General features: G+C 48.2%; 24 protein-coding genes. 14 read left to right on the top strand and 10 right to left on the bottom strand.

Annotation, left to right across the window (positions count from 1 at the left end):
- Positions 1–114: 114 nt before the first annotated feature.
- Together MJB10_RS09185 and MJB10_RS09180 are read left to right on the top strand one after the other, a co-directional pair.
- A complete protein-coding gene (locus MJB10_RS09185; RefSeq protein WP_314803797.1) occupies positions 115–1,710 on the top strand; it encodes a hypothetical protein in 1,596 nt (531 codons plus the stop codon).
- Positions 1,707–4,664, top strand: coding sequence for a DEAD/DEAH box helicase (locus tag MJB10_RS09180; protein ID WP_314803795.1), 2,958 nt, complete (start codon positions 1,707–1,709; stop codon positions 4,662–4,664). Before MJB10_RS09185 ends, MJB10_RS09180 begins: the two co-directional genes overlap by 4 nt.
- A 78-nt stretch (positions 4,665–4,742) precedes the next feature.
- On the opposite strand, the gene corA is transcribed toward MJB10_RS09180, so the two are convergent.
- Positions 4,743–5,672: a magnesium/cobalt transporter CorA gene (gene corA / locus MJB10_RS09175; RefSeq protein WP_314803793.1), complete on the bottom strand. Its 930-nt coding sequence runs from the start codon at positions 5,670–5,672 to the stop codon at positions 4,743–4,745.
- Positions 5,673–5,817: 145 nt separating this feature from the next.
- Here corA and MJB10_RS09170 point away from each other — a divergent pair, with 145 nt between their 5' ends.
- Complete coding sequence (locus MJB10_RS09170; protein WP_314803790.1) at positions 5,818–7,269, top strand: stalk domain-containing protein; 1,452 nt, start codon at positions 5,818–5,820, stop codon at positions 7,267–7,269.
- A 56-nt stretch (positions 7,270–7,325) separates the two neighbouring features.
- On the opposite strand, the gene MJB10_RS09165 is transcribed toward MJB10_RS09170, so the two are convergent.
- Positions 7,326–8,828, bottom strand: coding sequence for an MDR family MFS transporter (locus tag MJB10_RS09165; RefSeq protein ID WP_314803787.1), 1,503 nt, complete (start codon positions 8,826–8,828; stop codon positions 7,326–7,328).
- 140 nt (positions 8,829–8,968) lie between these two features.
- On the opposite strand from MJB10_RS09165, the gene MJB10_RS09160 reads away from it, so the two are divergent.
- Entirely contained in the window at positions 8,969–9,625 is a 657-nt protein-coding gene (locus tag MJB10_RS09160) for a TetR/AcrR family transcriptional regulator (RefSeq protein WP_314803785.1), read from the top strand.
- A 4-nt stretch (positions 9,626–9,629) separates the two neighbouring features.
- Positions 9,630–10,490, top strand: coding sequence for a helix-turn-helix domain-containing protein (locus MJB10_RS09155; RefSeq protein WP_314803782.1), 861 nt, complete (start codon positions 9,630–9,632; stop codon positions 10,488–10,490).
- A gap of 75 nt (positions 10,491–10,565) precedes the next feature.
- On the opposite strand, the gene MJB10_RS09150 is transcribed toward MJB10_RS09155, so the two are convergent.
- From MJB10_RS09150 to MJB10_RS09135, 4 genes are all read right to left on the bottom strand, one after another.
- On the bottom strand, positions 10,566–11,984 hold the full coding sequence (locus tag MJB10_RS09150; protein ID WP_314803780.1) for a HEAT repeat domain-containing protein: 1,419 nt from the start codon (positions 11,982–11,984) through the stop codon (positions 10,566–10,568).
- A 150-nt stretch (positions 11,985–12,134) separates the two neighbouring features.
- Entirely contained in the window at positions 12,135–12,779 is a 645-nt protein-coding gene (trhA, locus tag MJB10_RS09145) for a PAQR family membrane homeostasis protein TrhA (RefSeq protein WP_314803777.1), read from the bottom strand.
- Between the two features lie 93 nt (positions 12,780–12,872).
- Positions 12,873–13,499: a glycerol-3-phosphate acyltransferase gene (locus MJB10_RS09140; RefSeq protein WP_314803776.1), complete on the bottom strand. Its 627-nt coding sequence runs from the start codon at positions 13,497–13,499 to the stop codon at positions 12,873–12,875.
- Positions 13,499–14,590 carry a glycosyltransferase family 2 protein gene (locus MJB10_RS09135; RefSeq protein WP_314803774.1) on the bottom strand — a complete coding sequence of 364 codons (1,092 nt, stop codon included), beginning with the start codon at positions 14,588–14,590 and terminating at the stop codon, positions 13,499–13,501. The genes MJB10_RS09140 and MJB10_RS09135 overlap by 1 nt, the downstream gene beginning before the upstream one ends.
- Positions 14,591–14,743: 153 nt before the next feature.
- On the opposite strand from MJB10_RS09135, the gene MJB10_RS09130 reads away from it, so the two are divergent.
- From MJB10_RS09130 to MJB10_RS09120, 3 genes are all read left to right on the top strand, one after another.
- On the top strand, positions 14,744–14,971 hold the full coding sequence (locus MJB10_RS09130; RefSeq protein ID WP_314803773.1) for a hypothetical protein: 228 nt from the start codon (positions 14,744–14,746) through the stop codon (positions 14,969–14,971).
- 235 nt (positions 14,972–15,206) lie between these two features.
- The gene (locus MJB10_RS09125) at positions 15,207–15,959 is read left to right on the top strand and encodes a hypothetical protein (RefSeq protein WP_314803772.1); all 753 of its coding nucleotides are present in this window, start codon (positions 15,207–15,209) and stop codon (positions 15,957–15,959) included.
- Between the two features lie 120 nt (positions 15,960–16,079).
- Positions 16,080–16,925, top strand: a complete 846-nt coding sequence (locus tag MJB10_RS09120) for a helix-turn-helix transcriptional regulator (RefSeq protein ID WP_314803771.1) — start codon at positions 16,080–16,082, stop codon at positions 16,923–16,925.
- On the opposite strand, the gene MJB10_RS09115 is transcribed toward MJB10_RS09120, so the two are convergent.
- From MJB10_RS09115 to MJB10_RS09105, 3 genes are all read right to left on the bottom strand, one after another.
- The gene (locus MJB10_RS09115; RefSeq protein ID WP_314803770.1) at positions 16,922–17,830 is read right to left on the bottom strand and encodes a phytanoyl-CoA dioxygenase family protein; all 909 of its coding nucleotides are present in this window, start codon (positions 17,828–17,830) and stop codon (positions 16,922–16,924) included. The two genes, MJB10_RS09120 and MJB10_RS09115, sit on opposite strands and share 4 nt — an antisense overlap.
- A 168-nt stretch (positions 17,831–17,998) precedes the next feature.
- Positions 17,999–18,169, bottom strand: coding sequence for a hypothetical protein (locus tag MJB10_RS09110; RefSeq protein WP_314803769.1), 171 nt, complete (start codon positions 18,167–18,169; stop codon positions 17,999–18,001).
- A 76-nt stretch (positions 18,170–18,245) separates the two neighbouring features.
- Positions 18,246–18,689: a DUF1761 domain-containing protein gene (locus MJB10_RS09105; protein WP_314803768.1), complete on the bottom strand. Its 444-nt coding sequence runs from the start codon at positions 18,687–18,689 to the stop codon at positions 18,246–18,248.
- Between the two features lie 214 nt (positions 18,690–18,903).
- Between MJB10_RS09105 and MJB10_RS09100 the strand changes: the two genes are divergently transcribed.
- Both MJB10_RS09100 and MJB10_RS09095 read left to right on the top strand, forming a co-directional pair.
- Positions 18,904–20,547 (top strand): CotS family spore coat protein, encoded by a 1,644-nt coding sequence (locus tag MJB10_RS09100; protein WP_397386585.1) that lies wholly within the window; start codon positions 18,904–18,906, stop codon positions 20,545–20,547.
- A 20-nt stretch (positions 20,548–20,567) separates the two neighbouring features.
- Positions 20,568–21,710 (top strand): glycosyltransferase family 4 protein, encoded by a 1,143-nt coding sequence (locus MJB10_RS09095; RefSeq protein WP_314803766.1) that lies wholly within the window; start codon positions 20,568–20,570, stop codon positions 21,708–21,710.
- A 167-nt stretch (positions 21,711–21,877) separates the two neighbouring features.
- Here MJB10_RS09095 and MJB10_RS09090 read toward each other — a convergent pair whose 3' ends face one another.
- Complete coding sequence (locus MJB10_RS09090; protein ID WP_314803765.1) at positions 21,878–22,588, bottom strand: hypothetical protein; 711 nt, start codon at positions 22,586–22,588, stop codon at positions 21,878–21,880.
- A gap of 234 nt (positions 22,589–22,822) precedes the next feature.
- On the opposite strand from MJB10_RS09090, the gene MJB10_RS09085 reads away from it, so the two are divergent.
- From MJB10_RS09085 to MJB10_RS09070, 4 genes are all read left to right on the top strand, one after another.
- Positions 22,823–23,812 carry a sugar phosphate nucleotidyltransferase gene (locus tag MJB10_RS09085; RefSeq protein ID WP_314803764.1) on the top strand — a complete coding sequence of 330 codons (990 nt, stop codon included), beginning with the start codon at positions 22,823–22,825 and terminating at the stop codon, positions 23,810–23,812.
- On the top strand, positions 23,809–25,101 hold the full coding sequence (locus MJB10_RS09080) for a UDP-glucose dehydrogenase family protein (RefSeq protein ID WP_314803763.1): 1,293 nt from the start codon (positions 23,809–23,811) through the stop codon (positions 25,099–25,101). Before MJB10_RS09085 ends, MJB10_RS09080 begins: the two co-directional genes overlap by 4 nt.
- Positions 25,102–25,131: 30 nt before the next feature.
- The gene (locus MJB10_RS09075) at positions 25,132–26,079 is read left to right on the top strand and encodes an NAD-dependent epimerase/dehydratase family protein (protein WP_314803762.1); all 948 of its coding nucleotides are present in this window, start codon (positions 25,132–25,134) and stop codon (positions 26,077–26,079) included.
- A 114-nt stretch (positions 26,080–26,193) separates the two neighbouring features.
- Complete coding sequence (locus tag MJB10_RS09070) at positions 26,194–26,733, top strand: hypothetical protein (protein ID WP_314803761.1); 540 nt, start codon at positions 26,194–26,196, stop codon at positions 26,731–26,733.
- Positions 26,734–26,801 lie beyond the last annotated feature (68 nt).

Below are 26,801 nucleotides of genomic sequence, written 5' to 3'. Positions count from 1 at the left end.
GCTGCACTTCGTACTAGTCGACGTAATCCCATCAATGAGAAATTTACAAGTTGATCTCGACATTTTATACTTAAGGAATGTCCTAATATCGTCGAAATTTAAAGGAGCATTGGCATGCCTGCTACAACCGTTTTGAATGATGACCAATGGTCGAAATTACTCGAATATGTAGCGGAAACCTATAACGAGGTTACGTTAAGTCGAGGTTTTCATTTCTATAAACAACAGATGGTGACCTCTCTCAAAATTCTTGATTCGCGTTCCATCGATGCGCATGTAGAAGAGTTTGGGGAGACTTGTCAGGTGCTCATCGACTTTGATTCGCTTAAGGCGAGCATCTGCACGTGTCCCGTCCACAAATCCTGCAAGCATTTAGCCGCTTCCCTCATGGAATTAGCTGATCGGCAGGGCTATCCTGCTTCGCAAATCATGAATGCCAAGATGGCCCTAAAGCGTGTTGCCGCCCAAGCTACGAAAGCCTCCACATTAGAGCAATTGCCAGGAATGACGGTCGATGGCTGGCACAAATTCATGGAGCACTATACGTATTTGATTAAATCATCCTTTGATCAGGGTGGCTATGTGCAATCGCTGCGTGGCCAATTCTCACAGCTTCACGCCTCAAAGGCAGCACTTTCGCCAGTGGACGCGCTCTATTTCGAGCTGCATGAGAAGCTCTTCATTTTGCGTAAAATTGTGGAGCAGAACGCGCAAACCGGCGTTACTTTCTACACCGCAGCAACCATTTATAACTTGAGCGATGAGCTCGAGGATTGGTTGAAAGAAGCTGCGCCCCGCGCCGCTTATCTCCAAGCTTGCTTGGGGGAACGCATGGCGCAAACGTTAGCCTATATTCGCGCTCAGCAAGAAAGTGAAGCCCCCAATAAGCTTACCCATTTCCGCGTGTTCACAACGATATGGACGTATTGGATCTGTGAAGTTGCACAGCCGCAGAACACCAAAGATCGGGCACTTTCGCCCGATGTTCTGTCTTTCATGGAGAAGGAACTTGCCGCCTACGAGGCGATGAAAGCTGCGGATCTATCCCTTTCCTTATGCGCAAGCCGCGCGTTCCTAAAGTTATATCAGCAACAGACCGAGTCTGCATGGGACGTGCTGGACGCGCACAGTTCTTTCAAGGATGCGCCGACGGTGCTGTTTGTTCCGTTCTTATCTTATTTGGAAAACAGCCGGGAGTTAATTGTTTGGCTGCAGCGTTTACTTCCTTTTTATGCGAGGAAAAGACAGCTTGAGGTTGAAATTTACTTCGGCTATTGGAAAAAGGCTGTCGCCCAGTTTCCCGAAATGGAGGCTGAGATGTGGCTAGCCCTTGGTGAGCTATTGCCGAGTTCGTATCGGCTCATCGAGTCGCTTCTATATGAGCAGCGCAAGTGGAAAGCATGGATCGAAATGCAGATCGTGCAAGGGTATGATCCCTTCGCACACCGCGTCAGTGTACTGCAACCGATCGAGAAGGAATCACCGGAGCTCTTACTCCCCTACTATCATCAAGCAGTGGAGCATTACATTCGGCTCAAAAATCGCCACGACTACAAGTCTGCCGTCCGACTGCTGAAGCGTTTGGAAAAAGTGTATAAAAAAATGAAGCAACCCGAACGTTGGGAAGCCTTCTTCACGCGATTCGTGAGTCGGTACAGCCGCCTTCGCGCCTTACAGGAAGAATTGAAGAAAGGGAAGCTGCTAGAATGAGTACCAAATTGCATGAATTAGCCTTATCCCTGTCGTTAACCGAGGGCGGAGATGCTCTACTTTGGGGATATCGAGACGGACGAGAAGTATCTGGCGAGCATTTGCGGAAACTGTTGTTCACCTGGCATGAGCCTTCTTGCTATGGCACATTGTTAGAGACACAGCTAGCGGGAGACCTGCCCATCGTCATTCTGCCTGCTGAGCAGGTGTTACCCTATTTCGCAGCGCCAAGCTTCATGGATATCGTTACTTGGACCATGGATACGGATGCTGCTGAGCAGTTAGTGAAGTTGGCGCCTGCACTATTCGAAGCGGTTCAAAATGGACACTTCCAGCCCAGCTATGAGGCGTTCCGCAGCGGTCGCTTACTATGGACTTGGGATGCGGCAGCGCCAGAGCTCGCCGACTTTGATTGGGAACGGGTAGCCGACATAGACGGGCTCGGCGAGGGCTTGAGCGGATTGCGCGCAGCTTTCTCCGCTGTCGTCGTGGAGAGCCATTATGCGACGGATGCCGCAATGGCGGATTTACGGAGCGAATTCCCCGCGCTTTTCGGAGCAAAAAGAGGGGAGTTGGCGGACTCTCCTGCCGCCTTCACTGAGAATGAATGGCTGTCTGCCATGGGCTGGCGACCGGATACAGCGCCATTCCGCCCTGCGTTGCAGCTGCTCGAGCCTGATGAGTTCGAAGACGAATGGCGGCTTCGACTCGTGCTGCAAGCGAAGGAAGACAGCACGCTGCTTACGCCGATTCGGCTGCATGTGGACGGCACAGCGTCAGGCGCTTGGCCTACGGATTGGACGCCGCATGTCGTCGAACGCGCCCCTGGCTGGGTGACGCGCTTGCTTCAAGCGCTGCCGCGCATGGCCGATGACGGCGAGTTGCTCGCGCACGGCATCAGCGATGATTCCGCTTGGCAGTTTTTGACGAAGGACAGCCGTGTCTTATTAGAGGATGGCTGGAACGTCATGCTGCCCGCGTGGTGGGAAGCGGCTGCGAAGCGGAAGCCACGGCTAAGCGCGAAAGTGAGCGCAGAGGCTGGCGCCAATGCAGGTGGACGAGGCCAGTCGCTGTTCGGCATGAATTCGCTTGTGAATTTCGATTGGCGCATTGCTATCGGCGATTCCGAGCTCAGCGAAGCCGAATTCAACAGCTTGCTGAGCCGCAATGAGCGACTAATCCGTTTCCGCGGGCAATGGGTGTATCTCGATCCTGCCTTCTTGGAACAAATCCGCAAGCTGATGGATAGCATCGACCCTGCAGAGGGTTTATCTTTGCAAGACATTTTCCAGCTGCACTTACTAAGTGAGTTGGAGCGAGACAAGGTTCATTCTTCGTCACAGCTGCGTGAGGACGCCGACTTCATTGACGAGGAAGAAGAAGCTCGTTTGCAGCTGGAGGTTCAGCTGAACGAGCATTTGTTATCTTTGATCAGACAGCTTGGTCAGCCCTCCGATCTAGCGCTGATTCCCGTGCCTGATGGACTTCGCGCAGAGCTGCGCAGCTATCAGCACCAAGGCTTCACGTGGCTCAGCTACCTGCGGAAATTCGGGCTTGGCGCCTGTCTGGCTGATGATATGGGACTTGGTAAAACCGTCCAATTCATCACCTATTTGCTCCATCATAAGGCCGAATCGGAGCAGCCTGCCCTGTTGGTCTGCCCGACCTCTGTGCTCGGCAACTGGCAGAAGGAGCTGGCTCGATTCGCGCCAGAGCTTCGCGTGATGCTGCACTATGGGAAAAGCCGTCTCAGCGGCGGAGCTTTGGATGATGCGTTGGCACAGACCGATATTGTCTTAACGTCATATACGACAGCACTTATGGATCAAGAAACGTTACAGCCTTACACGTGGAGTTCGCTCTGCTTGGATGAAGCGCAAAATATTAAAAATGCGCAAAATAAACAATCCGCTGCGATTCGCTCGTTGAACGCACAGCATCGGATCGCTTTAACAGGGACACCGATTGAGAATCGGTTGTCCGAGCTGTGGTCCATCTATGACTTCCTGAACCCTGGTTACCTCGGGAACCAGCGCGGCTTTCAGATTCGCTTCGCGAATCCGATCGAGAAGCATCAAGATGCAGAGCGGACCGCGCAGCTGCAGCAGTTAGTCAAACCTTTTATGCTGCGCCGCAAAAAGAAAGACCCTGCGATTCAGCTCGATTTGCCTGATAAGCTGGAGATGAAGGTGTACATCAATTTGACCGCAGAGCAAGGTGCGATGTACGAGCAGACGGTGAAAGAATTGATGGAGCGGATGCAGAAGCTCGAGGGCATGGAGCGCAAAGGCGCCATCCTCGGCGCATTGACACAGCTCAAGCAGCTGTGCGACCACCCTGTTCTGCTGACGAAGGAAGCGGATACGGTGGCGGCGCTGATGGCGAGCGAGGATGGCCGCGGCGAGTTGGTGCAGCGCTCTGCGAAGCTGGAGCGGCTTGTTGCGATGGTCGATGAGCTTCGCGATGAGGGCGATTCGTGCTTGATCTTCACGCAGTATGTGGGCATGGGCCGCATGCTGGCGGATGTGCTCTCCGCGGGGCGCGGTGAGCCCGTGTACTACCTCAACGGGAGCACGCCGAAGCAGGAGCGCGACCGCATGATTGAACGGTTCCAAGCCGCGGATGGCGAGGGACCGCATATTTTCGTGCTGTCGCTGAAAGCCGGCGGCGTTGGGTTGAACTTGACCGCGGCGAATCACGTGTTCCACTTCGACCGCTGGTGGAATCCCGCGGTCGAGAATCAAGCGACAGACCGCGCCTATCGGATGGGCCAAACACGGAACGTGCAGGTCCATAAGTTTATTTCACTCGGCACGCTCGAAGAACGGATCGACGAGATGCTCGAGAGCAAGATGAGCCTCAGCGACAATGTCATTTCCTCCTCCGAGGGCTGGATTACAGAGCTTTCGAATGATGAGCTGCAGGATTTGTTTACGCTGCGGAAGTCGTGGTAGTGGTGTACATCCCATAAATTGAAGAAACGACAGACAAGGACAAGAAATAAGTCCTGACTGTCGTTTTTTCTTTATAAGTTAGAACCATTTTTTCTTTTTGAAATAAAAGAGCATTGAAATTGTAATCAAAACCATTAGTCCCCATACATAAATATAACCGAAGTTCCAGTTTAATTCAGGGATATCTTTGAAGTTCATCCCATAAATCCCAGCAATAAATGTTAAAGGGAGAAATATGGTGCTGATTACAGTTAACGTCTTCATTGTTGCGTTCATTCGATCGGATTTCATACTAATCTGCATTTCCAATAGGCCAGTCATTGACTCTCGAAACATATCAATTGAATCCACAACCCGTGAGATGTGATCAAAGATATCTACAAAATATACATCTGCATCGGGATGGGAATAAGGAAGATTTTGATGGCTAATGGATCCCAGCACCGTTCTTTCTTCAACGAAAATTCGACGAAGACTATGTGTGATTCTTTTCATTTGAAAAATATCGCGGGATATCTTTGCATATGGATCTTGATAAATGATCTCTTCCCAAGTTTCTATTTTATCTTCAATCTGATCTATAATTTGGACATAATCATCTACACATCTGTCCATGATATGGTAAAGAATCTGCGCCGGGAATTTCATTTTCCCCTCGATCTCTTTGAACTCCTCATATAAATTATCTAAGATTGGAATATCTTCTTTATACAAAGAAACAACATAGTTCTTCCCTATCACTAGAGCAATTTCCATAGGTTCGAAATCATTATTTATAGCAAAAAAAGAAATGAAAAAATTATTTTTATATTTATCCATTTTAGGTCGTTGGTTTAATTTAATACTATCTTCTACCAAAAGATGGTGACTTTCTAGAAGATCAAAGAGAATATGATTGGTCTCCAAAGGATCCGGATTACGAAGGCGAATCCAAACAATCTCGTGCTCCTCAGGTTTTCTAACTTTTTCTGTCGTTGTTTGGTTAGTCAACGTATTATAAATTAGCATATGTATCCTCCAAGTTCCATTTTGGCACCCTAATAATACCACATTTAAAACGTTGCGTCCTAAACCCATCAGCTAGTCCGAATGGTATACGAGTAGATTATTTTCTGCACTTTTGGACATTCAACCCGTTGAAGGAGATATCGTTATGTTACGTCGCAAACTTCTCATTCCGACTACTGCCCTTCTGCTCAGCGCAGCGCTTTTCGTTGGCAGTGTGCCTGCCTCTGCCTTGTATTCCTCATCCGTGAACGCGTCTACGAAACTCGTCTACGCTTCAGGTCGAAACTTCACTGTCAACGTTGTAACAATTGACCTCACAGATCCTACCCTGGAGCTCGCTCCCGCATTGGCTGACGGCGGCATCGGACACGATGAATCGATGCAAGCGATCGTAGAACGCGAAGATGCAGTTGCCGCGATTAACGGCACTTTTTTCAATGCCTACGAGTCCGACCCCTATATTCGTTACCCGAACGGAACGTTGTTAGCCGCTGGCGAACCGATGCATTCGGGCGAGAATCAGACGCTGTTCCTCAATAAAGATAAGGTGCCAGACATTCAGTTTGTCGATCTTGATCTTTCCGTGAAAACGAGCGAAGGCGGCGGTACGTACACCATTAGCCCCTGGGGGATTAATAAATATTACGGTGACTCAAGTACCGATCAGGTCGTTTGGTATACGCCGGATTTTGGCCGATGGATCGGCTTTCCAGGAACCAAAGTGGTGATTAATGACGGTCTTGTCACCCGTATCACGACAGATTCCGTGCCTGTGCCAGATGGCGGCTATGTGCTGTTTGTTGGCAACAGTGCGAACAATCGCCAGTACGTTCTGCCCAAGCTGGACGTAGGTGATCGAATCACCAAGAATATTGTTGCAAAAGGTGAAGGCGGCACCGCCCTCGACGCCAAGTCCTGGCTGGCTGCAATCGGCGTAGGTCCGAAGCTAGTGACGAACGGCGCTTCCGATATTGATGTCAAACGGGACGGCTTCTCCGACCCTAAAGTGACGCAGTCCTCCGCAGCCAGAAGCTTCGTCGGATACGATAGCGCAAACCGTCTCGTCATGGGCACAGTACCTAGCGCTACCTTGTCTGAACTTGCTGCGATCTCGATTGCGCTAGGTCTCAAGGAGGCAATGAACATGGACGGCGGGTCCAGCTCAGGTCTATATGCTAACGGCACGATGATGACGTATCCGGGTCGTAAGCTCAGTAACGCACTCGTCGTGCGCAAATTGGATAACCCTAAAGTTCAGATCGAAATCAACGGACAATATGTGTCCGATTTCAGCGGTTTCATTGTAAACGAAACGACGATTGTTCCAATTCGACCATTCATCACGGCGATGAATGCTGATTTCTCTTGGGACTCAGCTACTCGAACAGCTACCATCACCGACGCTGGCGTCACCCTAAAGCTGAGGGATGGAAGTTCAACAGCCACGGTCAACGGAGTATCCGTCTCAGTGCCCGTTCCTCTTCGAATTATGGCTGACAGCCGCATGTATGTCCCGCTTCGCTTTGTGAGCGAATCACTGAAAAGCAATGTCCAATGGAACAGCAAGCTGTACCGCGCGTCGGTGCAGCTGCCATAAGAAAAGGCAACCCGTTCAAGTAGGTTCATCTACTCGAACGGGTTGCCTTTTTCCTATTAGTGCAGACCTTCTAGCGCAACATCAGCACGCGCTTCTGGATGTGCTGCCTGCTTGCCGCGGCGAACGAAGAAGCCGAGAACGATGCCGCACATTGCGATGATCATCATCACTTTAAAGGTGTAGCCAAACGCATCTGGCGCAACGGCTAGCATGGATTTGTGCATATCCGCAGGAGTTCCGACTGGAAGCTTCTGCTCCGTAATCATCGTGGTCACACGCGAAGTTAGAATCGTTACGACGATAGCAACACCGAACGAGCTAATGACTTGCTGCATGGCACTTGTCAACGAAGTTACACGGCTAACTAGATCTTGCGGAGCTTTTTGGATCAAATGGGAATTAATCGGCATCATCATCAAGCCCATACCCGAACCAGCCATCGCAAGCGGCAGAATTAAATCTGTTCGCTCTGTTAACAAAGTCATGTGCGAATATTGGAATATGGCTCCTGACACTAAGCTTAATCCGATTACGACAAGCCAACGCACACCGATTTTATCGAACAAATAGCCGCCAACCGGCATCATAATTGCTGAGGCAATCGCTTGTGGGAATAGCGTTAATCCCGTATCAAATGCACCGTACCCGCGGGCTTGCTGGAGGAATTGCGGAAGCAGGAAGATCGCCCCGAACATACAGAATTGGATCACCCATTGAATGAAAATACTAAATGAAAAATCAAATGATTTAAATACGCGAAGCTCAAGCAATGGAATCTTGGTTCTTAGCTCAATAATGACGAAAACAAGCAAAGCAAGGGCACCGAAAATAATGCCCCCCAGCGCTTTATCGGATGTCCAACCAGACGCACCTTGGGTAATGCCATAGGAAAGGGATGCGAACGCGATTGGTCCAAGAATCATCCCTGGCAGGTCAAAACCAGCCACTTTCTTACGAGCAACAACAGGCAATTTCCATAAGCCGAAAATAAAGCTAAAAATACCGACTGGCAGGTTAATTAAAAAAATCCAGTGCCAGGAATGATATTCAACCAACCAGCCTGACAAGATCGGTCCAATCGCTGGCGCTAACAAAATGGGAACACCCAACATCCCCATCACTTGCCCGATTTTATTCGGAGGACTAAGTCTATATACATAAGCCATTGCAACTGGCATGACGAAGCCGCCGCCTAGGCCTTGAAGAATACGAAACGCAATCAACATCTCTGCACTATTTGGCGTTGCGCACAAAAGGGAAGCAATCGTAAATAAGAGTACGGATGTCAGGAATACATTTTTCGCCCCAAAACGATCCGATAACCAACCTGCCAAAGGAATAACAGCCGCTGAAGCCAGCATATATCCTGTTACTGCCCACTGAATCGTCGGCAAGTCTGTTTTGAAATCAACGACTAGCTTAGAAAGGGCAACGTTCATAGCTGTCGTATCAAGAATAACCATGAAAATGCCTGTGATAATGGCAATTAAAGGCACCAAAATGCTTGTTAATTTAAACTCTGGTTCTGTTCCACCGCCGTGTACAGCTGTTTGACTCATACTCCATGCCTCCTTAGACAATCGCTCTCTTCTCGTGGTACAATGATTACGGACAATTGTCCGCTACCCCATATTACGGACAATTGTCCGTAAAGTCAAATTATTTTTTTATGAACGATCTCTCTCAGGAGGCATGGTAGATGAAACATCCAGATGAACACGCTATTTTCAGTTGTGAACCTGATAAAGAAGAAACCCCGCCACCCATGGGCCGGCGCGAAGAGCGGGATACGGAGTACCGCCGCCGCATTCTGTCCGCTGCAAAGACGCTCTTGGCGACGCATGCGATTGACTCCGTTACGATGCATCAAATTGCCAAAGAATCCGGTGTTGGTCAAGGCATTTTGTACCGCCGCTATACCCATATTGGGGATGTGTGCAGCGACTTATTCAAATCGACAATGGTGCGGTTTATTGAATCCATGGAGATCAAATATTCGGCGAATACACTCCCAGGCACAGGATTGGAGAAATTATCGGCCTGTATTCATGATGCCATTGATTTTATCGATGCGAATGTCTCTCTCCTGTCTGTCATCTCGACGATGCATCTGGAGAAACACCGCTACATCATTTATAAGAAACCTATCTTTATCCGACTTCATAACCTGATCGTTCCTTTATTTGAACAGGCGATTCAGCAAGGAGAAATGAAAGAAATGGACGTCACCCTCGCGACAAATACGCTATTGATTTCCCTTTTTCCTGACCAATATTTATACCACAAAGATGTGCTTGGGTATTCGAAACAGCAATATACAGAGGGGATCTGCCAACTTTTCTTAAAAGGCGTATAAATCGATGAAACCGGGTATGAATGCGAGCCAACGGAACTTTTGGAAGAAGTATATCGCCAGAGCGAATCTCGACGTCGACTATGCGGCGCACACGAAAGTACACAAAACATGGACAGATGAAATTCCCTCCTGCCCCGTGAATCGGCTGTATTATTTTGTTGAAGGTGAGGGTTATGTCAAAATAAACGGCCAAACGTATTATCCGCGGCCGGGTGAGCTGTACATTCTCCCTGCGGGCAGCGACCAAGCCTATGGGACGATTAGTGACAACACGTTTGGCAAGTATTGGTCTCATTTCACCGCAAGAATTGGGGATTTGGATTTGTTCCAAATTTTGCACACGTCACCATCTATTGTTGTCAAGGATCCGGAAACGATGAAACACTCATTTGAGAAGCTTATTGCCTATAGGAACAGTGACACATTAACTGCTGAATTCAGGGTTCAAGGGATTCTCAGTGAAATTATCGCGGAATTTATCGAGGAGAACGCCTCGGTTAAATTAAATCTAGCTACTACGCCTACGCATGAGAAAATGGACAAGGTCCTTCGCTACATGGAGCAGCATATGGCCGATCAAATCTCGATCGAAACGTTGGCCCAGCTGGCACACTATCATCCAAATTATTTCATCAACGCGTTCAAACAGTTTACGGGATACTCCCCGATCCAATATATGAATCACCTTCGCTCTGAAAAAGCAAAGCACCTGCTCCTGACGACGGAGCTGAATGTGTCCCAAATTGCCGATTCTTTCGGCATGGAGTTGTCCTACTTCTCCCGTATGTTCAAGGAACAGACGGGATTCAAACCGACGGCGTTCCGGGATTTACGGCCGCAAACCCATAGCGATGCTGGCAGATGAGACAGGTGATAGAATGCAAGTAAGCCTCCCAGGGATGGGAGGCTTTTTGAGTTTCGTGTTATCTAGGCGATAGGATTACGGATAAAAAGCGTTTTTCGCAGTGGTGGTTGGACACCACCGTGCGTTGAGCAGGAACCGAATGAGCGTGTTCTTCGCCCTCTCGGTACCGATGTAACTTAGCGTTTCTGCGGCATGAGCGCGAACATAACGGTTCTCGTCGTCCATGGCGATTTCCAACTGCGGAATCGCAGCCTCGGCATACGCGCCAAGCCTAGACAGTGCAAGGCTTGCCATAAACCTCACTTGCGCGTTCTCATCCTGCAAGGCTCGCGCTAAGCAAGCTACCACGTCATCGTGCTGAGCTTCCATAAGCCCCAGCGCATCCACAACTGCGCAGCGAACTTTTGCCGAAGGATGCTGCATTTGTGCAACAACTGCAGGGATAGCCTCGCTCGCCAAGCCCCGCAATTCCCCAAGCGCGAATACGGCGTGAGCGATCACATCATCGTCCTCACTTGCTGCTTCAGCTATTGTCGCAACTAATCCTGCAATTGCCTCACGACCCGCTGCGGATAAGCCGTACGCAGCCGTTCTGGACACTTGCTTTTCTCCGTTGCGAAGCGCTTCTAGTAGCACATCCACCCCAGCCTGACCGCTTGCCGCAAGCTCGTAGGCCGCATTGATCGCAACGGGCTCGAAGTCCCCTAGCCCCTCTCCTAATTCCTTGATCCGCGCTGCGTCTGGTGCAGTCGTATTGGCAAGACTGCCAACTTGTCCTGACAGCCAGTTCCAAGTCTCTCTCCACATCACATCGTGCTCCGCGATTGGCAGCTTCAATCCCGCAGGGCGCCGCCATTCGCTCTCCTGATTGTTCCAGCTTGGTGCTTGCGGCATCTCCGTTCGCATGAATTCGAACTTCAGCATATAGCGAGGTTGTCCCAATACATTCGGCGTGGATCGGTGCCATATATCATAATGGATCAAGGCGAAAGTTCCCGCCTCCCCATTGGCCAACACCTCCGCTTCCTGCTCATCGGCTTGGAACGTGCGCGATTCATAATTTTGCGTGCCTGGCATTACGCCAGTTGGTCCTAATTCCATGGGAGTATCCTGCGGAAAATACATAATCATGGCCCAGTGCGGATGGTGATTCCGCATTTTTTTATATCCCCAATAACTATCTTTATGCCAAGCGCCAGCTGTAGAAGAAGCATTATAATGACCATGCCGATGCGCATGCATCATATAATTCGGCCCTAGCACACTGGTCAAGGCGCCTGTCACAACCGGGTGCTCGAACACTTTGCGCAGCTCCCGAATGCGCGGCAGCAAATTGTTTCCCGGATTCCCTTCCGCGGTATACACCGTGTTCAGTTGCTCGACGAGGCTCTCGTGAAACTCACGCGGAAAATCCGTTTTGAGAATCAGGCACCCCTTCGTAATAAAATTTCTCATTTGTTCATCCGTCAATAATAAAGGCGAGTTGTTCAGCATCGTTTTGCCTCCTTGGCACGTAAGATGTGAGGTTCATGCCTTTATTATAGTGACGGCCATCCGGTCATGAAATAAACAATGTTAATTCAGAATAGCACAAAATTAAGGTGTTTTTATCCTGCCTGTATCATTTATAACATCAGCCTTAGCTTATAAAAGCGCAGGCATCACATAGCTGTAGACAGCTATAAAATGACAAGCACTTCCGCCGAGTACGAAAAGGTGCCAGACCGCATGATGAAAGCGTAATTTTTGCCAGAGGAAAAAAGGAACACCTGCCATGTAACTCGCCATGCCGAGTGCCAGCCAAATAAAAGCCATGTGGGGCAGTCTCACATATAAGGGGACGAAAAAAAGCATCATGAAGGCGCCCATGCCCAAATAAAACAGCAAACCCCACGGCATAAACCGCTGAATAATGAGATGCACGTACCGCACGCCAGCGAATGCTAACGCCCAAATGACGATTAGGAGCTCTGTCGCCATGCGGCTTTGCCAGGTGATCAGCAGAAACGGCGTATAGGACCCTGCCATCGCGATGAATATCGCCGCATGATCCAGCATTTCGAAACGTTTACCCCATTTCAGAGAACGAGTGCCGTGCAATAGTGTCGATGAGACATACACCAAGCATAAGGACGCGCCGAAAATGACGTTGCTAACCATGTATAATCGGTCTTCAAATAGTGCGGATCGCTGCAATAACAGGAAGAGACCGTACACACTCAAGCATACGCCAATTCCATGGCTAAAAGCATTAATGCGTTCTTCCTGAAGTGCGAACTTATTTTCCATTGGGCAGTCACCTCTATGTCCTAGGTTTTCCCAAGACACAGTGCCGTATGTAGGCGCGTTGCTTGACCTATGAGAAAGAAGGATCCCCGGATCTTAATGCGGAGATCCTTCTTTGATATCGCTTTTTCGATGGAGAAGGGCTTTCACTTCTTTCCGATGTTTCACTATAAGCAGCAGTGAGTTGCCCATCCACACCCATATTTCCGCGGCGGAGGCATCCCTCACGTACAGATAGATACCCAAGAGCAGCATTCCGATCACTACCTGCTGCCCGTCCGTCTCCGACGAAATCGGCTTCCACTGGTTGACGATTTTCATAATGCCCAGCATGATCGCCAAGATGACCGCAAGCGCAAGCGACACTTCGAACTGCGTCAACCCGCTCCAGACGCCGAAGGTGACGGCGATGGCTTTGCCCCCTTTTCCAAGCAGGAACGGAGAAAACGCATGCCCTACAATCGGAGCAAGTGCGATCGGAATCACGGCATATCCCGAGATACCCCCAGCTTCAAGCGCAAATCGGACGATGAGATATCCTTTGAGAAAATCCAACAGCACCCCTAGAATCCCAAGCCGATACCCAGCTGCTTTCCATAAGTTAAGGGCACCAGGATTTCCGTCGCCAATGGTTTGTAGATTTTTCCGAGCCAATCGACCCAGCCAATAACTGAACATGATCGCACCTGACACAAATGCCCCAATCGTCCAAACGATGATCATTACGCTCGCCTGCTTCCTACTTTGACGTGCCGCCCTTTCCATGCAACATGCCCGAGAAAGACGACCTGATACACCGAGTACAACATGACTACAATGAAAAATATCGTGGAAAACACGTAAAACACAGGCATCACGATGCCGAAAATCCCCACATATTTGACGAAATAAAATAGCTGTGCCATGTAAAGCAAATACCCGATGAATAGTGGAAGCCCCCAGTTAGTCGATAAGAAAAAGGGAAATGTGCACGCTAGGATCAAGCCGATGGCCCATATAGCAGTCAGGGTGAGCGTGCCTCCTTTGAGCTTCGACGTCCCTAGCACCGCACCTTTGCCGAATCCTTGCACCTGACTTTCCATCCCCTGCGGGTACATCCGAAAGGACACGAGGCCGTAGCCGATGTAATTGTTGACCGGAATGCCTGCCCTGGCGTATGTTGCGCCGAGATTCAGGTCATCCAGCATTTCCGACTTGATGCCTTCATGCCCTTTCACTGATTCGTAATCAGCCCTAGTCGTTAAAATGCAGGAACCGTACAGACCCTTTTGCCCATTATTTTTTTCAAAAGGTGACGTAAACGCGAACACCCCCAGCACGTTAAAGATCAACGCGAGTCTCTCGCGCAAATTTTCGGTGTAATGGTAGGGTACGATGGAAAGAACGCCGCCCAGCTTATTCCGCGCTTTCACCAGCAGTTCCAGAGCCCGAGGGGCAAATCGGATATCCGCGTCTAAGAACGCGATCAGTTCTCCTGTTGCATGGGAATAGCCATTCCATACGGCCCAGTTTTTGCCCGTCCACCCTTCAGGCAGCGGCGAGTTCGCTATCACCGTAACGCCGAAGCTCTCCGCGATCTCCCTGGTGTTGTCTTCTGAAAAATCGTCAACCACAATAATCTCATAGGGTTCTAGGGTTTGAATTTTCAAGGTGTGCAGCAAATGGGGTAGATTGTCCGCTTCGTTCCTAGCTGGAATAATAATAGATAGCTTGACCTCATTCAGAGCTTGGTCAGCGCTGCGCGGTATCACGTTCCTTCTGAAAATCACGAAACCCGACAGGCAGCCGAGAATGCATATAACTAGAACCGCCATCCTTCTTACTCCTCCTTCGCTTTCCGTTGTTAACAGAACCCGGGAAATACAGACTATAAAGATGTATATGAAAGATCATTCACGGTTCATGCGAACAATTCATTCGGTATGCTATAATAATCCTTATCACCAATTAGGAGGCACACCTTGCCTATGAAAATCTATGTCATCCTCTCATTTGACGGGGAAACGCTTGAGAATGTGTATGTCGGTCCAGACGAGGAAAAAGCGCTCGGCTTCAAACCAACTGATTTCGAAAATTGTGATGCCCTCTTCGTGGAAATTTGGGAAGACGGCGAAAAGACGGATGATTTCCGTTTAGAAGAAGAGGACGAAATTGGCGAAGAGGATGCCACTGAGAAGGAAGAACAAGACGTGTAGGTGCATTTGCACCTGCTGAATCCATAAAATGCGTGTTCAAAAAGTCGACTTTCAGCACCGAGAAGGTTGCGAAAACCTGAAGAAGGAGTAGCGGAGTGTAGGCAAACCTACATGAGCAACGGACTTCGAAGGTGAACGCAAGATTCGATGTCGAATAAACTTCATGGCTTGCTTCGTGATCAAAGGCGACTTTTTGAACAACCTCTTATATATAGAAAAGAAAGGTTGATACTTGATGGAGTATGCGTTTGCCATCCAGCCTGGCGCTTTCACTCGTTTCGATGATGAAGCTGAGCTGCTGGATCAATGTAAAGAATGGGGATTAGTTTCGGAAAAAGCGTCGAAAGCCAAAGCTTTCTTCTACAAAGGCAATAACCTGAATGTGCCTTGCAACATCGTTGGGCTTGTGGATCCGATGACCGCCGTCATCGAATTGGACACGGGGCAGCTGCACTGCATCCATCCTTCCTATTTGAAGGAGATGCAAGCCGCGAATTACAGCCAGCGCGGCGCGGCTTTCACGGAGGATGGCGTTGTAGACGAGATTGAAAGTGAAGCGGAAGCAGCTGTGGTTGAGGAAAAAGCGTCCAAGCCTGCGAAAGCTCCCAAGGTTGCGGAGCCTGCTGGCGGCGGCGATGGCGAGGCAGCGCCTGCGAAGAGCAAAGTGAAAAAAGAGAAAGCGCCGAAGCTGGAGCTTCCGGAGGAGAAAGTGAAAATGAAGGCGACGGTTATGGAGTTTACGACTGTGCCGAACAACTTCTCCGATACCGATGATGAGGTGATCATCTATGAGGCTGTGTCCATTCTCGAGCCAGCTATTGAAGTCGGCAGCGCGTGGTCCAGCCATAGCGCAACGCTCAAAAAGCTGGAGCTCGCGGTTGGCGACATCGTCACGTTTGAGTGCAAAATCGTCGCCAAGAAGCTCAGCAAGCACCCTGTGGCGTACAAGATTAACAATCCTGGCAAGATGCAAAAAGTGACGGAGTAAACGATTAGGACTTCAGCCTCGTGAGGGGCTGGAGTTTTTTTGTTGTGGGGGTTGCCAAAGGCACTCCGCAACTCCCCGCCTTAATGCTACAATGAGAGTACATAGAAAGGTGATGATGCCATGGCGCCTAATTTGACCACCATGCAGCCTGCAGAGACGATGGATATGCTGCAAGATTACTATTTCCCACCGTATATTACACTAGCTCATATGTTCCACGCTCCGCAAGGGTGGGCGATCCGCAATCGGCTGATGTCGCAGTATATTTTGCAATACGTGGTCGATGGATTTGCCGACTATCCAGTAGGCGATCAGCCGTATGAGACGCATCGCGGCGATCTGCTTTTCCATCGGCCGAACGAGCTGCACTCGATCATCAAGGCGGACGATCGTCCGTACGTGTGTATCTCGTTGGTGTTTCACTTCGGGACGTCGGCCTTCCCGTACGAGGAGTTGTTCAAGGGAAAGCATCTGCTCGGCAATTTCGCAGATCATCCCGTCGAGACGATGCTCTCGCAGCTCGTCACGCATTACCGCCAGCCAGGGCTCGTTCATCAGATGCACTGTCAGAGCCTGCTCATGAGTATCCTTGCCCAAGCGGCGCAAGGGAACGAGACGAGCACTCGATCCGACGCCATCACCATGCCGAAGCTCGTTCTCATCAAGAACTATCTCACGGAGCACTACAGCCGCGAGATTCAAATTAAAGAGCTCGAGGACGTGTCGGGCCTCAGCAAGAACTATATACTCACCCTCTTCCGCCAGCATGTGGGCATGTCACCCATGCAGTATTTGACGTGGATTCGCATCAACAAGGCAAAGGAACTCGCCATTCACAGCAACTTGTCGTTCAGCGAAATTGCGGATCGGGTCGGCTATTCCGACGTCCACACCTTCGGACGAATGTTCAAGAAAAAAACTGGGCAAAGTCTCACCCAGTTTTGTGCCAATTTAATTTATTCCTAACCCCGCCAATAATCCCCATGCGCATAGCGATATGTGGCTGGCTTCACCTTCGCCCCAAGCGCGAAAGCGCCTACAGGGAGATAGTCATAAGCCGTCTCCCCTGCGGAATAGGCGACTTGCTTCCTCTGTTCAATGCAATCCACGAGCATATGCTGCTTCAGCGCCAAGTACTCGAGCGTATGCGGCCCGAACTCCGCTTCAATTTCACCTGGTCGGAACTCGTAATAGATGGTGCGACGCAGCGCATTGCCATCCCCTTCAGGCGACCCGTGAAGAAGCTGAATGTTGTGGAAGATCACATCCCCGGGCTGCATCGGGACAGGTACCGCATCACTGAAGTCGAAGCCAGGACGCGCACAGCGCTCTTCAGCCGCTTCGATCGACCAGTGATTGCTGCCTGGAATGACCCACAAGCAGGACTTTAAGTCCGCTTCATCCAAATAAAAATCCACATTGAAAATCGGCCGAGGATCGGTACATCCTCTAGGAACTAACGCATCTCGGTGCCATGGCACGCTTGCGGCTTGATTTGGTATTTTCACAACGAGGGAATCCCAGGTTGGTATGAAGTTAACGCCTTGAATCTTCGCAACCGAACGCAGGATGAATGGATGTGCCAGCAGCGCCTTGGGAGCCTCTTGCTTATCGATGATGTACTCCGTACGCCAGTACTTACGCTCGCCATTTTTCCGAACACGGTACATATAATCCTCATCGCCGCTGCCTGCGAGTCCACTCTCAACTACTTGCATCGTTTGCTCCTGCAGCAGGCGCAGCTCTTCGCCAACTACGACATTACGGATGATCAAAAACCCATTTTCCAAGAAAAATTGCGCTTGTTCACTTGTGATTTCATCTTGCCGTAAAGCATCAGCTTCAGGAATGTGCAACTCTTGTTTGCTCATGAGAACTACCTCCTCGAATATCCTTCACACCTTTACTTTACGGCTTTTCACTTGAAAAATCTTTAGTCTAAACAGGCATTATGGTTGCCAAAAGCACGTTGGTTTAAATATCATTCTCTCACATGGTGAGTGCCGCGAAAAAAAGCACCAGCTCTCGAACCTCGAGATCTAGTGCTTCATTCTTCTACGCGATTCAAGCTCCTGTTTCAGGGCTTGCTCTACCAATTCAGCCATCTGGTCAAACTTCTCAGCGACGGTGAAGGTTATCTTAGCCCCGCAGTAGGGACAGTTCTGGAAATGGGGCTCGGTTCGTTTGGAACAAGATGGGCAATTCTTCATCCGAAGTCGCCTCCTTATGTATAGATAGTTCTATTATACACAAGTTGAGCGCATCTCACACTTTTCTAGCGTCCATCTATTGCCAAAACCAGAAAAACAGCAGCAGCATGGTGAAACGAACGATTTCATATGAAGTATCAACGGCCACGACGACCCAACTTTTGAATTGCCACACCTTTTTACCGACCGTAAATGGAAGGGTGTATCCAGCAACTAGCAGCATCGTAAACCAGAAAGCATTCAATAACCGATCGCCATCATACCCAAATGCTTGTCCGCCAGCACGCCATAGTTCTAAGCAAATTGCGAAGGCAATAGACGTCACGAATGACACAAGGATATAGATGACAAAGGATTGGATTTTCGTGCTTTTGCTAACGTCTAACTGGCTATCTTCCTTCTTGCCGTACATTAACCCTTGATAAGGTTTGGCCCAAATAACCGCCATCCAAAGAAATCCCAAGACTAAGGATAATACGCCAGTTACAAGCACAGCCCAGTAATTAATCGAACTTAACATCGTGATCTCCTCAACTTTCTTCAAAATAATACGAAACCTTTTGGTTACACTTTGGATTATATACAACCATTTGGTTTCATGTCAATCCAAATCTTTTACAAACTCCACTCTTGTACATATCAACACTTCCCCTAATGACATATGCATAGGAATAGATACACCTAAGCTGTTTCTGTTTGCGTCGTACAATTCACTTAAAATATGTGATGGAGTGATGGTGGTGGAAAATTATCAAATCGTCCCTTGGCTTGATGTGCTCTTAGATCCAGGAATCGTTGCCGAACAATATGTACCTCCTGAGCTAGAGCAGCTTGCCCGCGAGGTTATGACCCACTATGACATGGAGGTTCATGACATGCTCTTGGTTACTTCCAAACCAGATAAAGGCGGAGCTATTTGGAAAATAGCCACAAACAAGGGCAACCTGAGCATTAAATGTTTGCATCGCAGGCCCAGAAGAAGTCTTTTCAGTGTTGGCGCGCAAAAATACATGTCCGAACTAGGACATCGTGTCCCTTCTTTCATCCCTACTAAGGAAGGTAATTACTTCGTCGAAGCCGGAGGTAAACTCTGGATTGTGACGGACTGGATCGAACCGCTCATCCCTGTTTCCAAAATTGATTTGGAAGGTGCCTCTCAGCTGTGCTACGGGTTAGGTGAGTTCCACAAAAACTCCAAAGGTTACGTCCCTCCTGTTGGCTCTGAGAAATCATCCCGTATTCATGGCTGGGGAAAATATTATGAGAAAATCATCGCGAAGATCGGCTGGTTTCAGGATATTGCCCTTGCTTATCCAGAAACTGGCGGAAGTGGAAATCTACTTGCCGTTGTCGAAGATTTCAAACGTCAAGCGAATGAGATCTACCAACGGTTCCAAAACTCTGCTTACACCAAAATGGTTGCAAAGGGCGGCCCGCATTGGGGGCTTGCACATCAGGACTTCGGCTGGTCCAACGGTCAAATGGGTCCTGGCGGTATCTGGGTCATCGACTTAGACGGGGTTTCGTATGACCTGCCTATTCGCGATCTGCGCAAATTGATTACGAGTACCATGGATGATATGGGAGTATGGGATCTCACTTGGATCCGTGGCATGATTGACGCTTATCATCAGGCAAACCCGCTTGATCAAGAAACGTTCGAAATCTTATGGATCGATATGGCGTTCCCAAATGAATTCTACAAGCATGTGAAGGAAATTGTGTTTAATCCCGTTCCTTTCCTTGATCTTGAATTGACTCCCATTCTTCAGCGCGTACTCGCAACGGAGACAAGTAAATGGCAGGCTCTCTCCGAATTAGAGCAGGATAAGGCCAAATATCCTGCTGGAGATTACACGGCCGAAGTCATCGCTCCTTTTGTTTACGAGCGCCCTGCTTCTACACTTCCAGGCGATCTTATCGCACCGCCTGCACCTGTATTTACAGAGATCCCTGTTCCAGAACCCGTGGTGGTCCCAGCTATTCCAGCGCCACGTGTTAGACGACCTAGAGTCATCATTAGAAAACCTGCCCGCCGTCGTAAAAGAGTTAATCTGCGTGTGCCTAAAAAACGTGTGGTTTCAGGCGCAAGAAACACGAAAAAAGTGCTCCCTGTCAAAAAGAAACAGCAGCAAAAAATTATTTATTGGAGATTCAAACCACGCTATAAATTGGTTTGGAGTACCAAAAATAAACGCTATGTAAAAATTCTTCTTCCTGCTCATAAACCTTTACAAAAACTTGTGAAGCCAGCAAAACGCATCACTCCGCCGTTGAAGAAAAAAATCAATACACCTACGAAAAAATCGACATTCAATTCGCAAAAGCTCCAACCAATGAAAAAGAAGCAGTTAAAACTAAAACCGAGGACTGCTTGACGAAAGGAAGCTGTTAACCTGTGAACATTCTGATGATTTGTACAGAAAAGCTGCCTGTTCCGAACATTCGTGGCGGAGCCATTCAAACGTATATTTGTGGCGTGGCTTCACTACTGCGTAATCATCACACCATTACCATACTGGGCAGAACTGATCCTGATTTACCGAATGATGAAGTAAGAGACGGTATCCGTTATGTGCGCGTAGATTCAGAAGGTTTGCTTGAGCCTTATACGACAGGGGTTGTCGGTTTTCTCGCAAATACAAAAGAACATTATGATCTTATCCAAATTTATAATCGCCCCTTGCTTGTCTTGCCTGTCCGCAGTGTAGCGCCGACTTCTCGCATCATACTCAGTATGCATAATGACATGTTTACCCCAGCCAAACTCCCTCACAACATTGGCACTGAGGTGCTTGAGCAGACGGAACGCATTATAACCATCAGTAATTATGTTGGACATTCAATCACGGATTATTACCCGCAAGCTGCTCCTAAGCTCAAAACGATCTATTCCGGCGTTGACCTCGATCGGTTCGCGCCTTGGATGGAATCTGCAAGCGCCAAGAGCGCGAGGGAAAGTATCCGAGCGGAATATAACTTATCTAATAAAAAAGTTATCTTATTTGTCGGTCGTTTGACCCGCAATAAAGGCCCGCATGTCTTAGTTCGGGCGATGTCAGAAATTAACCATTCGGATGCTGTCCTGGTCGTTGTAGGCGGCGCCTGGTTTAATGACAATACAGTCAGCGATTATGTCGCTTACGTGCGCGCCTTGGCTGACCGCTCCCCTCTGCCTGTCATAACGACTGGCTACGTGCAAGCACACGACATTCACCGTTGGTTCTGTGCGGGAGATGTCTTTGTATGTACGTCCATATGGCAGGAACCATTAGCACGTGTACACTATGAAGCCATGGCAGCCGGTTTGCCTTTTCTCACATCGGCTAGAGGCGGCAATCCAGAGATCGTCATGAACAATAATGGCGTGCTGGTTAACAATCCAGAGGATCCAAATGAATATGCGCAGAAATTGAATAGCATGCTTTCGAACGTCAACAATGCGCGTCAGATGGGGATTAACGGACGACGCTTGGCAGAAAAAAACTTTACTTGGCATCGTGTAGCTCAAGAAATACTCGCTGTGTGGGCTGGACACTAGGCACTGTCTAGTGTTCCCCCAGCTCAATTAGGGCTATCCACATGTAGATCACAATCTACGTGCGGATTAGCCCTTTTGCTACAAAATGAACCAACGAGAAAAACCCGATTCTCTGGTTCCTTCTGCTACAGCAGAAGCAATCAGAAGATGTCGGGATTTTTCATTCATTAATTTTCTTCTTCCTCATCGTCATCGTCGTCTTCATCTTCATCTTCATCTTCATCTTCATCATCGTCATCATCGTCATCATCGTCATCATCGTCTTCATCGTCATCATCGTCATCATGCTCGTCGTCGTCATCGTCGTCTTCATCTTCTTCTTCTTCTTCGTCTTCATCTTCTTCTTTTGTTTCTTCTACTGGTGTTCTTATTTCTTCTTCATTTTCTTCTTCATTTTCTTCTTCTTCATTTTCTTCTTCATCATCGTCTTCGTCTTCTTCGTCTTCTTCGTCTTCTTCGTCTTCTTCGTCTTCTTCGTCTTCTTCGTCCTCTTCCTCTTCCTCTTCACCACCGAGAGCTGAAACCATTACTTCGCCTTCTTCGTCGTCGTCATCATCGTCGTCATCATCGTCGTCATCATCGTCGTCATCATCGTCGTCATCATCGTCGTCTTCATCTTCTTCATCTTCTTCATCTTCATCTTCTTCATCTTCTTCGTCTTCTTCTCCAAACACTTTCTTAGATCCGTCAGCAAGTTCTGCTTCTACTTCATCAACTTGACTCCAATCAAGTTCTTGCAAAAAGGCATGCAAAGCCTCTTCCGACTCAACTTCATCGAAATCAACCTTGTCCCCATTCATGTACTCAACTTCTACTCCTTCTAGTTCTCCCAAACTTGCTAAGAAACTTTTAATTGCTTCTAGGTTCAAATGAATCATTCCTCTCTCGCCTTCTATTGAGAAACTTTTATTGTCTCCATGTATACTATGATGTTTCTTTTTCTATGCTTAGACGATTGCTCGTGTCTATTGGCGGATTATATGTTCCATTTTAAACATTCGTAAAAAGAGAAAAGACCCAACCTGATTATGCCTAGCAAATTAGCCCTTCCATTTACTAAAATTCATCATAAATTAATAATATGTCTACATGCAGACAAGGAGGTCGTAGCAATGAAAGGATTAATTCTATGTGCTGGTAAGGGCACAAGACTCCAACCATTTTCCAATATTAAGCCCAAAGGGTTGCTTCCTGTAGCGAATAAACCCCTTATCTTTTATGGGATTGAGAAGCTGGTTGAGTTAGGAATTTCCGAGATCGGTGTTGTCATTCGACAACCCTATTATGAGATGTTTTTAGAGGAAGTAGGCATGGGCGATAGATGGGGCGTTCACATCACGTATATTTTCCAAAAGAACCCGCTAGGCATCTCGGATGCTGTGAAGTACTCGGAATCTTACATTCAAGGTGAACCGTTTATTTTGCTCCTTGGTGATAATCTCATTACAGAGACTTTGCATCGCATGAAAGAGGCCATGATGGAAGAAGGACATGACGCTTCTATTCTGCTGCGCGAGGTTGCCAATCCCAAAGCATTCGGCATTGCCGAAGTCAATGAAGATAAAATTATCGGACTCGAAGAAAAACCGGCGATGCCCAAGTCAAATTTAGCCGTATTGGGCGCCTACGCATTTAAACCTAGTATTTTTCAAGCTATTCATGCCATCAAACCATCCCCACGTGGTGAATATGAAATCACCGATGCTATCCAGTGGTTAATTGAGAAGCAGTATTCCATTTCGTATCAGATTACGCACAAAAACTTCTCCGACGTTGGAACCATGGAAGGCTGGTTAGGAGCGAACCAATGGATGCTGGATCAGATGGAAGAAGAAGGCCTGTTGGATTATACCTTCAGAGATTCACATGCTGGAACTACCTTTATTCATCCCGTATGCATTGATCCAACTGCAGAAGTCATCGATTGTGTCATTGGACCTTATGTGACGATTGGACCCAATGTACGGCTTAACAGTTGCAAATTAGAAAACAGTATTTTACTCGAATACGCCATCCTCAACCCTCATCATTATCCGATGACGAACTCGATTATTAGTCCACAGTCCGTTTTCATCCAAAACAGTGGAGGTTCAGATAAATGAACATTTTAATTATCGGTATGGGCTATGTTGGGGTAACGACCGGTTTGGTTTTTGCCGAGCTCGGATGGAAGGTGACGGGATTAGATACGGATGCAAATAAGATGAAATCTTTATCGGAGGGCAGGCTTTCGTTTTATGAACCTGGGCTGGACAGCTTATTGCGCAAACATCTCCTAACGACGAACATCCAATTTACCACAGATGTTGAAGGGGCGATTCATGACAATTCGATTATTTTTCTTTGCGTGGGAACCCCCTCCGATCAGGATGGCAGCGCGGATCTCCGTGCTGTTCGCATCGTGTCTGAGCGAATTGGCTCTACCATGAAGGACTATAAATTAATTGTGGTGAAAAGTACGGTTCCAATTGGGACGAACGCGAACGTCACACAGTGGGTCAAAGCTTCACAAACGGATAGCTATCCCTTCGATGTCGTTTCCAATCCAGAATTTTTGCGGGAAGGCAGCGCTCTGCATGATTCTTTGCATCCAGACCGAATTATTATCGGCAGCACGAGCGAGCACGCCACCCAGGTCATGAAAGCGTTGTATGCTCAAATGAACGCTCCTCTATTAATAACGAAACCGAAGACGGCAGAAATGATCAAATACGCCTCGAACGCTTTCCTAGCAACTAAAATTTCTTATATCAATGAATTGTCCAGGCTTTGCGAGAGTTTAGAGGTGAATGTCACAGAGGTTGCGAAAGGCATGGGGCTGGATCATCGAATTGGACCTCATTTCTTGCGCGCTGGCATCGGCTATGGCGGATCCTGCTTTCCCAAAGACAGCAAAGCCCTGCTATATACAGCGAAAGAAAATAACATGGAGTTAAGCATTCTAGAGAAGGTCACGCAAGTGAATGAGACACAATCCAGACACTTCCTGGATGTCTGGGAGGGGCAGCTTGGCGGTTTCACACAGAAAACGGTAGCCATCCTCGGTCTCTCTTTTAAACCCGATACAGACGATCTGCGCGAAGCACCTTCCATTTCAATTCTGCATCAGTTGATGGAGAAACAGGCCATTGTTCGTGTACATGACCCTGTCGCCAAGCTTCCTGCCTCTTTGCTCGCTGAACGCGTTTCCCAATTCGATACTGTCGAAGAGACGCTGCAGCAATGCGATGCTGTGATTCTTTGTTCCGAATGGGAGACGTATATTCGTGCGGATTGGGCGCATCTACGCAATGTGATGAATGCTGGGTACATCTTTGATGGTCGTAATATGCTGAACGGCGAACAACTAGCGACATTAGGCTATCACTATTACGGCATTGGCAATCGATAAGGTGCAAGTACAAAAGGGAGGATATTCATCATGAAAATACTCGTTACGGGAGCTGCAGGTTTTATCGGGTCACATCTGTGTGAGCGATTGCTTCAAGATCCGAATCACGAGGTCATTGGGCTGGATGCCCTTCTGGAGACATCACCCACACCTATTGCCACTCGAGAGCATAACCTGCGTCATCTCCTGCTCCACCCCCGTTTTACATTTATCAATCGCAACCTACTCCATGTAAGATGGGAGGACATTCTGCCTCATATCGATATCGTCTATCATTTGGCGGGCATGCCGGGTGTTCGCTCAAGCTGGGGCGAAGATTTCAAAACATACATTTCGAATAACATTGAGGCTACACAGCGATTGTTGGAAGGCTGCCGGCAGTTCCCCGTTTCAAGGTTCATTTACGCCTCCACATCGTCCGTCTACGGCGAGCAGCTCAATCAGGTGAATGAAGATGCCATAACGATCCCTCTCTCTCCCTACGGCGTCAGCAAGCTGACTGGTGAGCAGCTATGTAAAGTGTATGCGCACAATCTGGGCGTCCCCGTCGTCATTCTGCGTTTCTTCACTGTATATGGGCCGAGGCAGCGGCCTGATATGGCCTTCCATCGTTTTATAACACACATCATGGCGGATAAACCGATCCCGATCCATGGGGATGGCCTGCAAACACGCGACTTTACTTATGTCGAAGACTGTGTTGATGCGATCGCAGCAACCGCGTATGCAGCCAATATTATCGGTGAAACAATCAACATTGGTGGGAAAGAGCGCGCGTCCGTGCTAGAATGCATTGCCATTTTAGAGGAGCTTTTTGGGAAAAAGGTGGAGAGACAATTTCTCGGCAAAGCAACAGGTGAGCCTCGTCATACGTGGGCAGATATTAGCAAAGCGCAGCGCCTTCTAGGCTATCATCCGATTACGGACCTACGCACAGGGCTTCAAGCCGAGATGTTGGATCTCCTTTTACCAAAATAATCCCTTTGCAATTTCTACGCCCATCGTTTATATTCTTATATTGCTGGCTATCCTAGAACCATAGAAATGGGTTATTCGGGATAGTAAGTTAATTAAATGATGAGGTGTACATAAATGACATTGAAAAAAACCGCAGCAGGACTTCTTATCCTATCCTTGGCAGTAACAGGCGCTGCTTGTTCCTCCACCAAAAATACAGCTTCCCCAAGTCCAGCTGCAACTGTTTCTGCAGCACCACAAGCAACAACTGTTTCTCAGGACGCTACAAACATGAAAGGCTACATTGCGGCGAGAATCGCTCGCGAGAAAGTCGATTATTTATTTGCTGAAGCCAAATCTGCAGACGGTGCCTTCATCGTGAATCCTGTCGCAGCAACTGATAAAGAATCAGCTAAGAAATTCCTTTCCAGCTACTTCGACGCTTCCATGTTGGATACGTTAGTGAATCATTACATCACCGATGCGAAGGCAGGCGCTGCGTTCTTAACGAACAAAACTTCCTATTTCAAATCCAATATCTTAGCAACGAAAAAAGAAGAAATTACCTTCGACAAGGCAAATACCGCTGATCTCGTGAAATTCACGACCAAAGACGGCGTTACCTATACAACGAAAAAAGTGAACGATAAGTTCCTTGTCTCTGAGGTCAAATAGGAATTAAATCGGAATTCAAAAAAAGCCCGCTTCGAGTAGATGAATCTACTTGGAACGGGCTTTTTTCT

This window comes from Paenibacillus sp. MBLB1832 (assembly GCF_032271945.1).
GTDB lineage: Bacteria > Bacillota > Bacilli > Paenibacillales > NBRC-103111 > Paenibacillus_E > Paenibacillus_E roseopurpureus.
The sequence above is the reverse complement of the archived record's forward strand: the minus strand, read 5'-3'. Positions and strand labels throughout refer to the sequence as shown.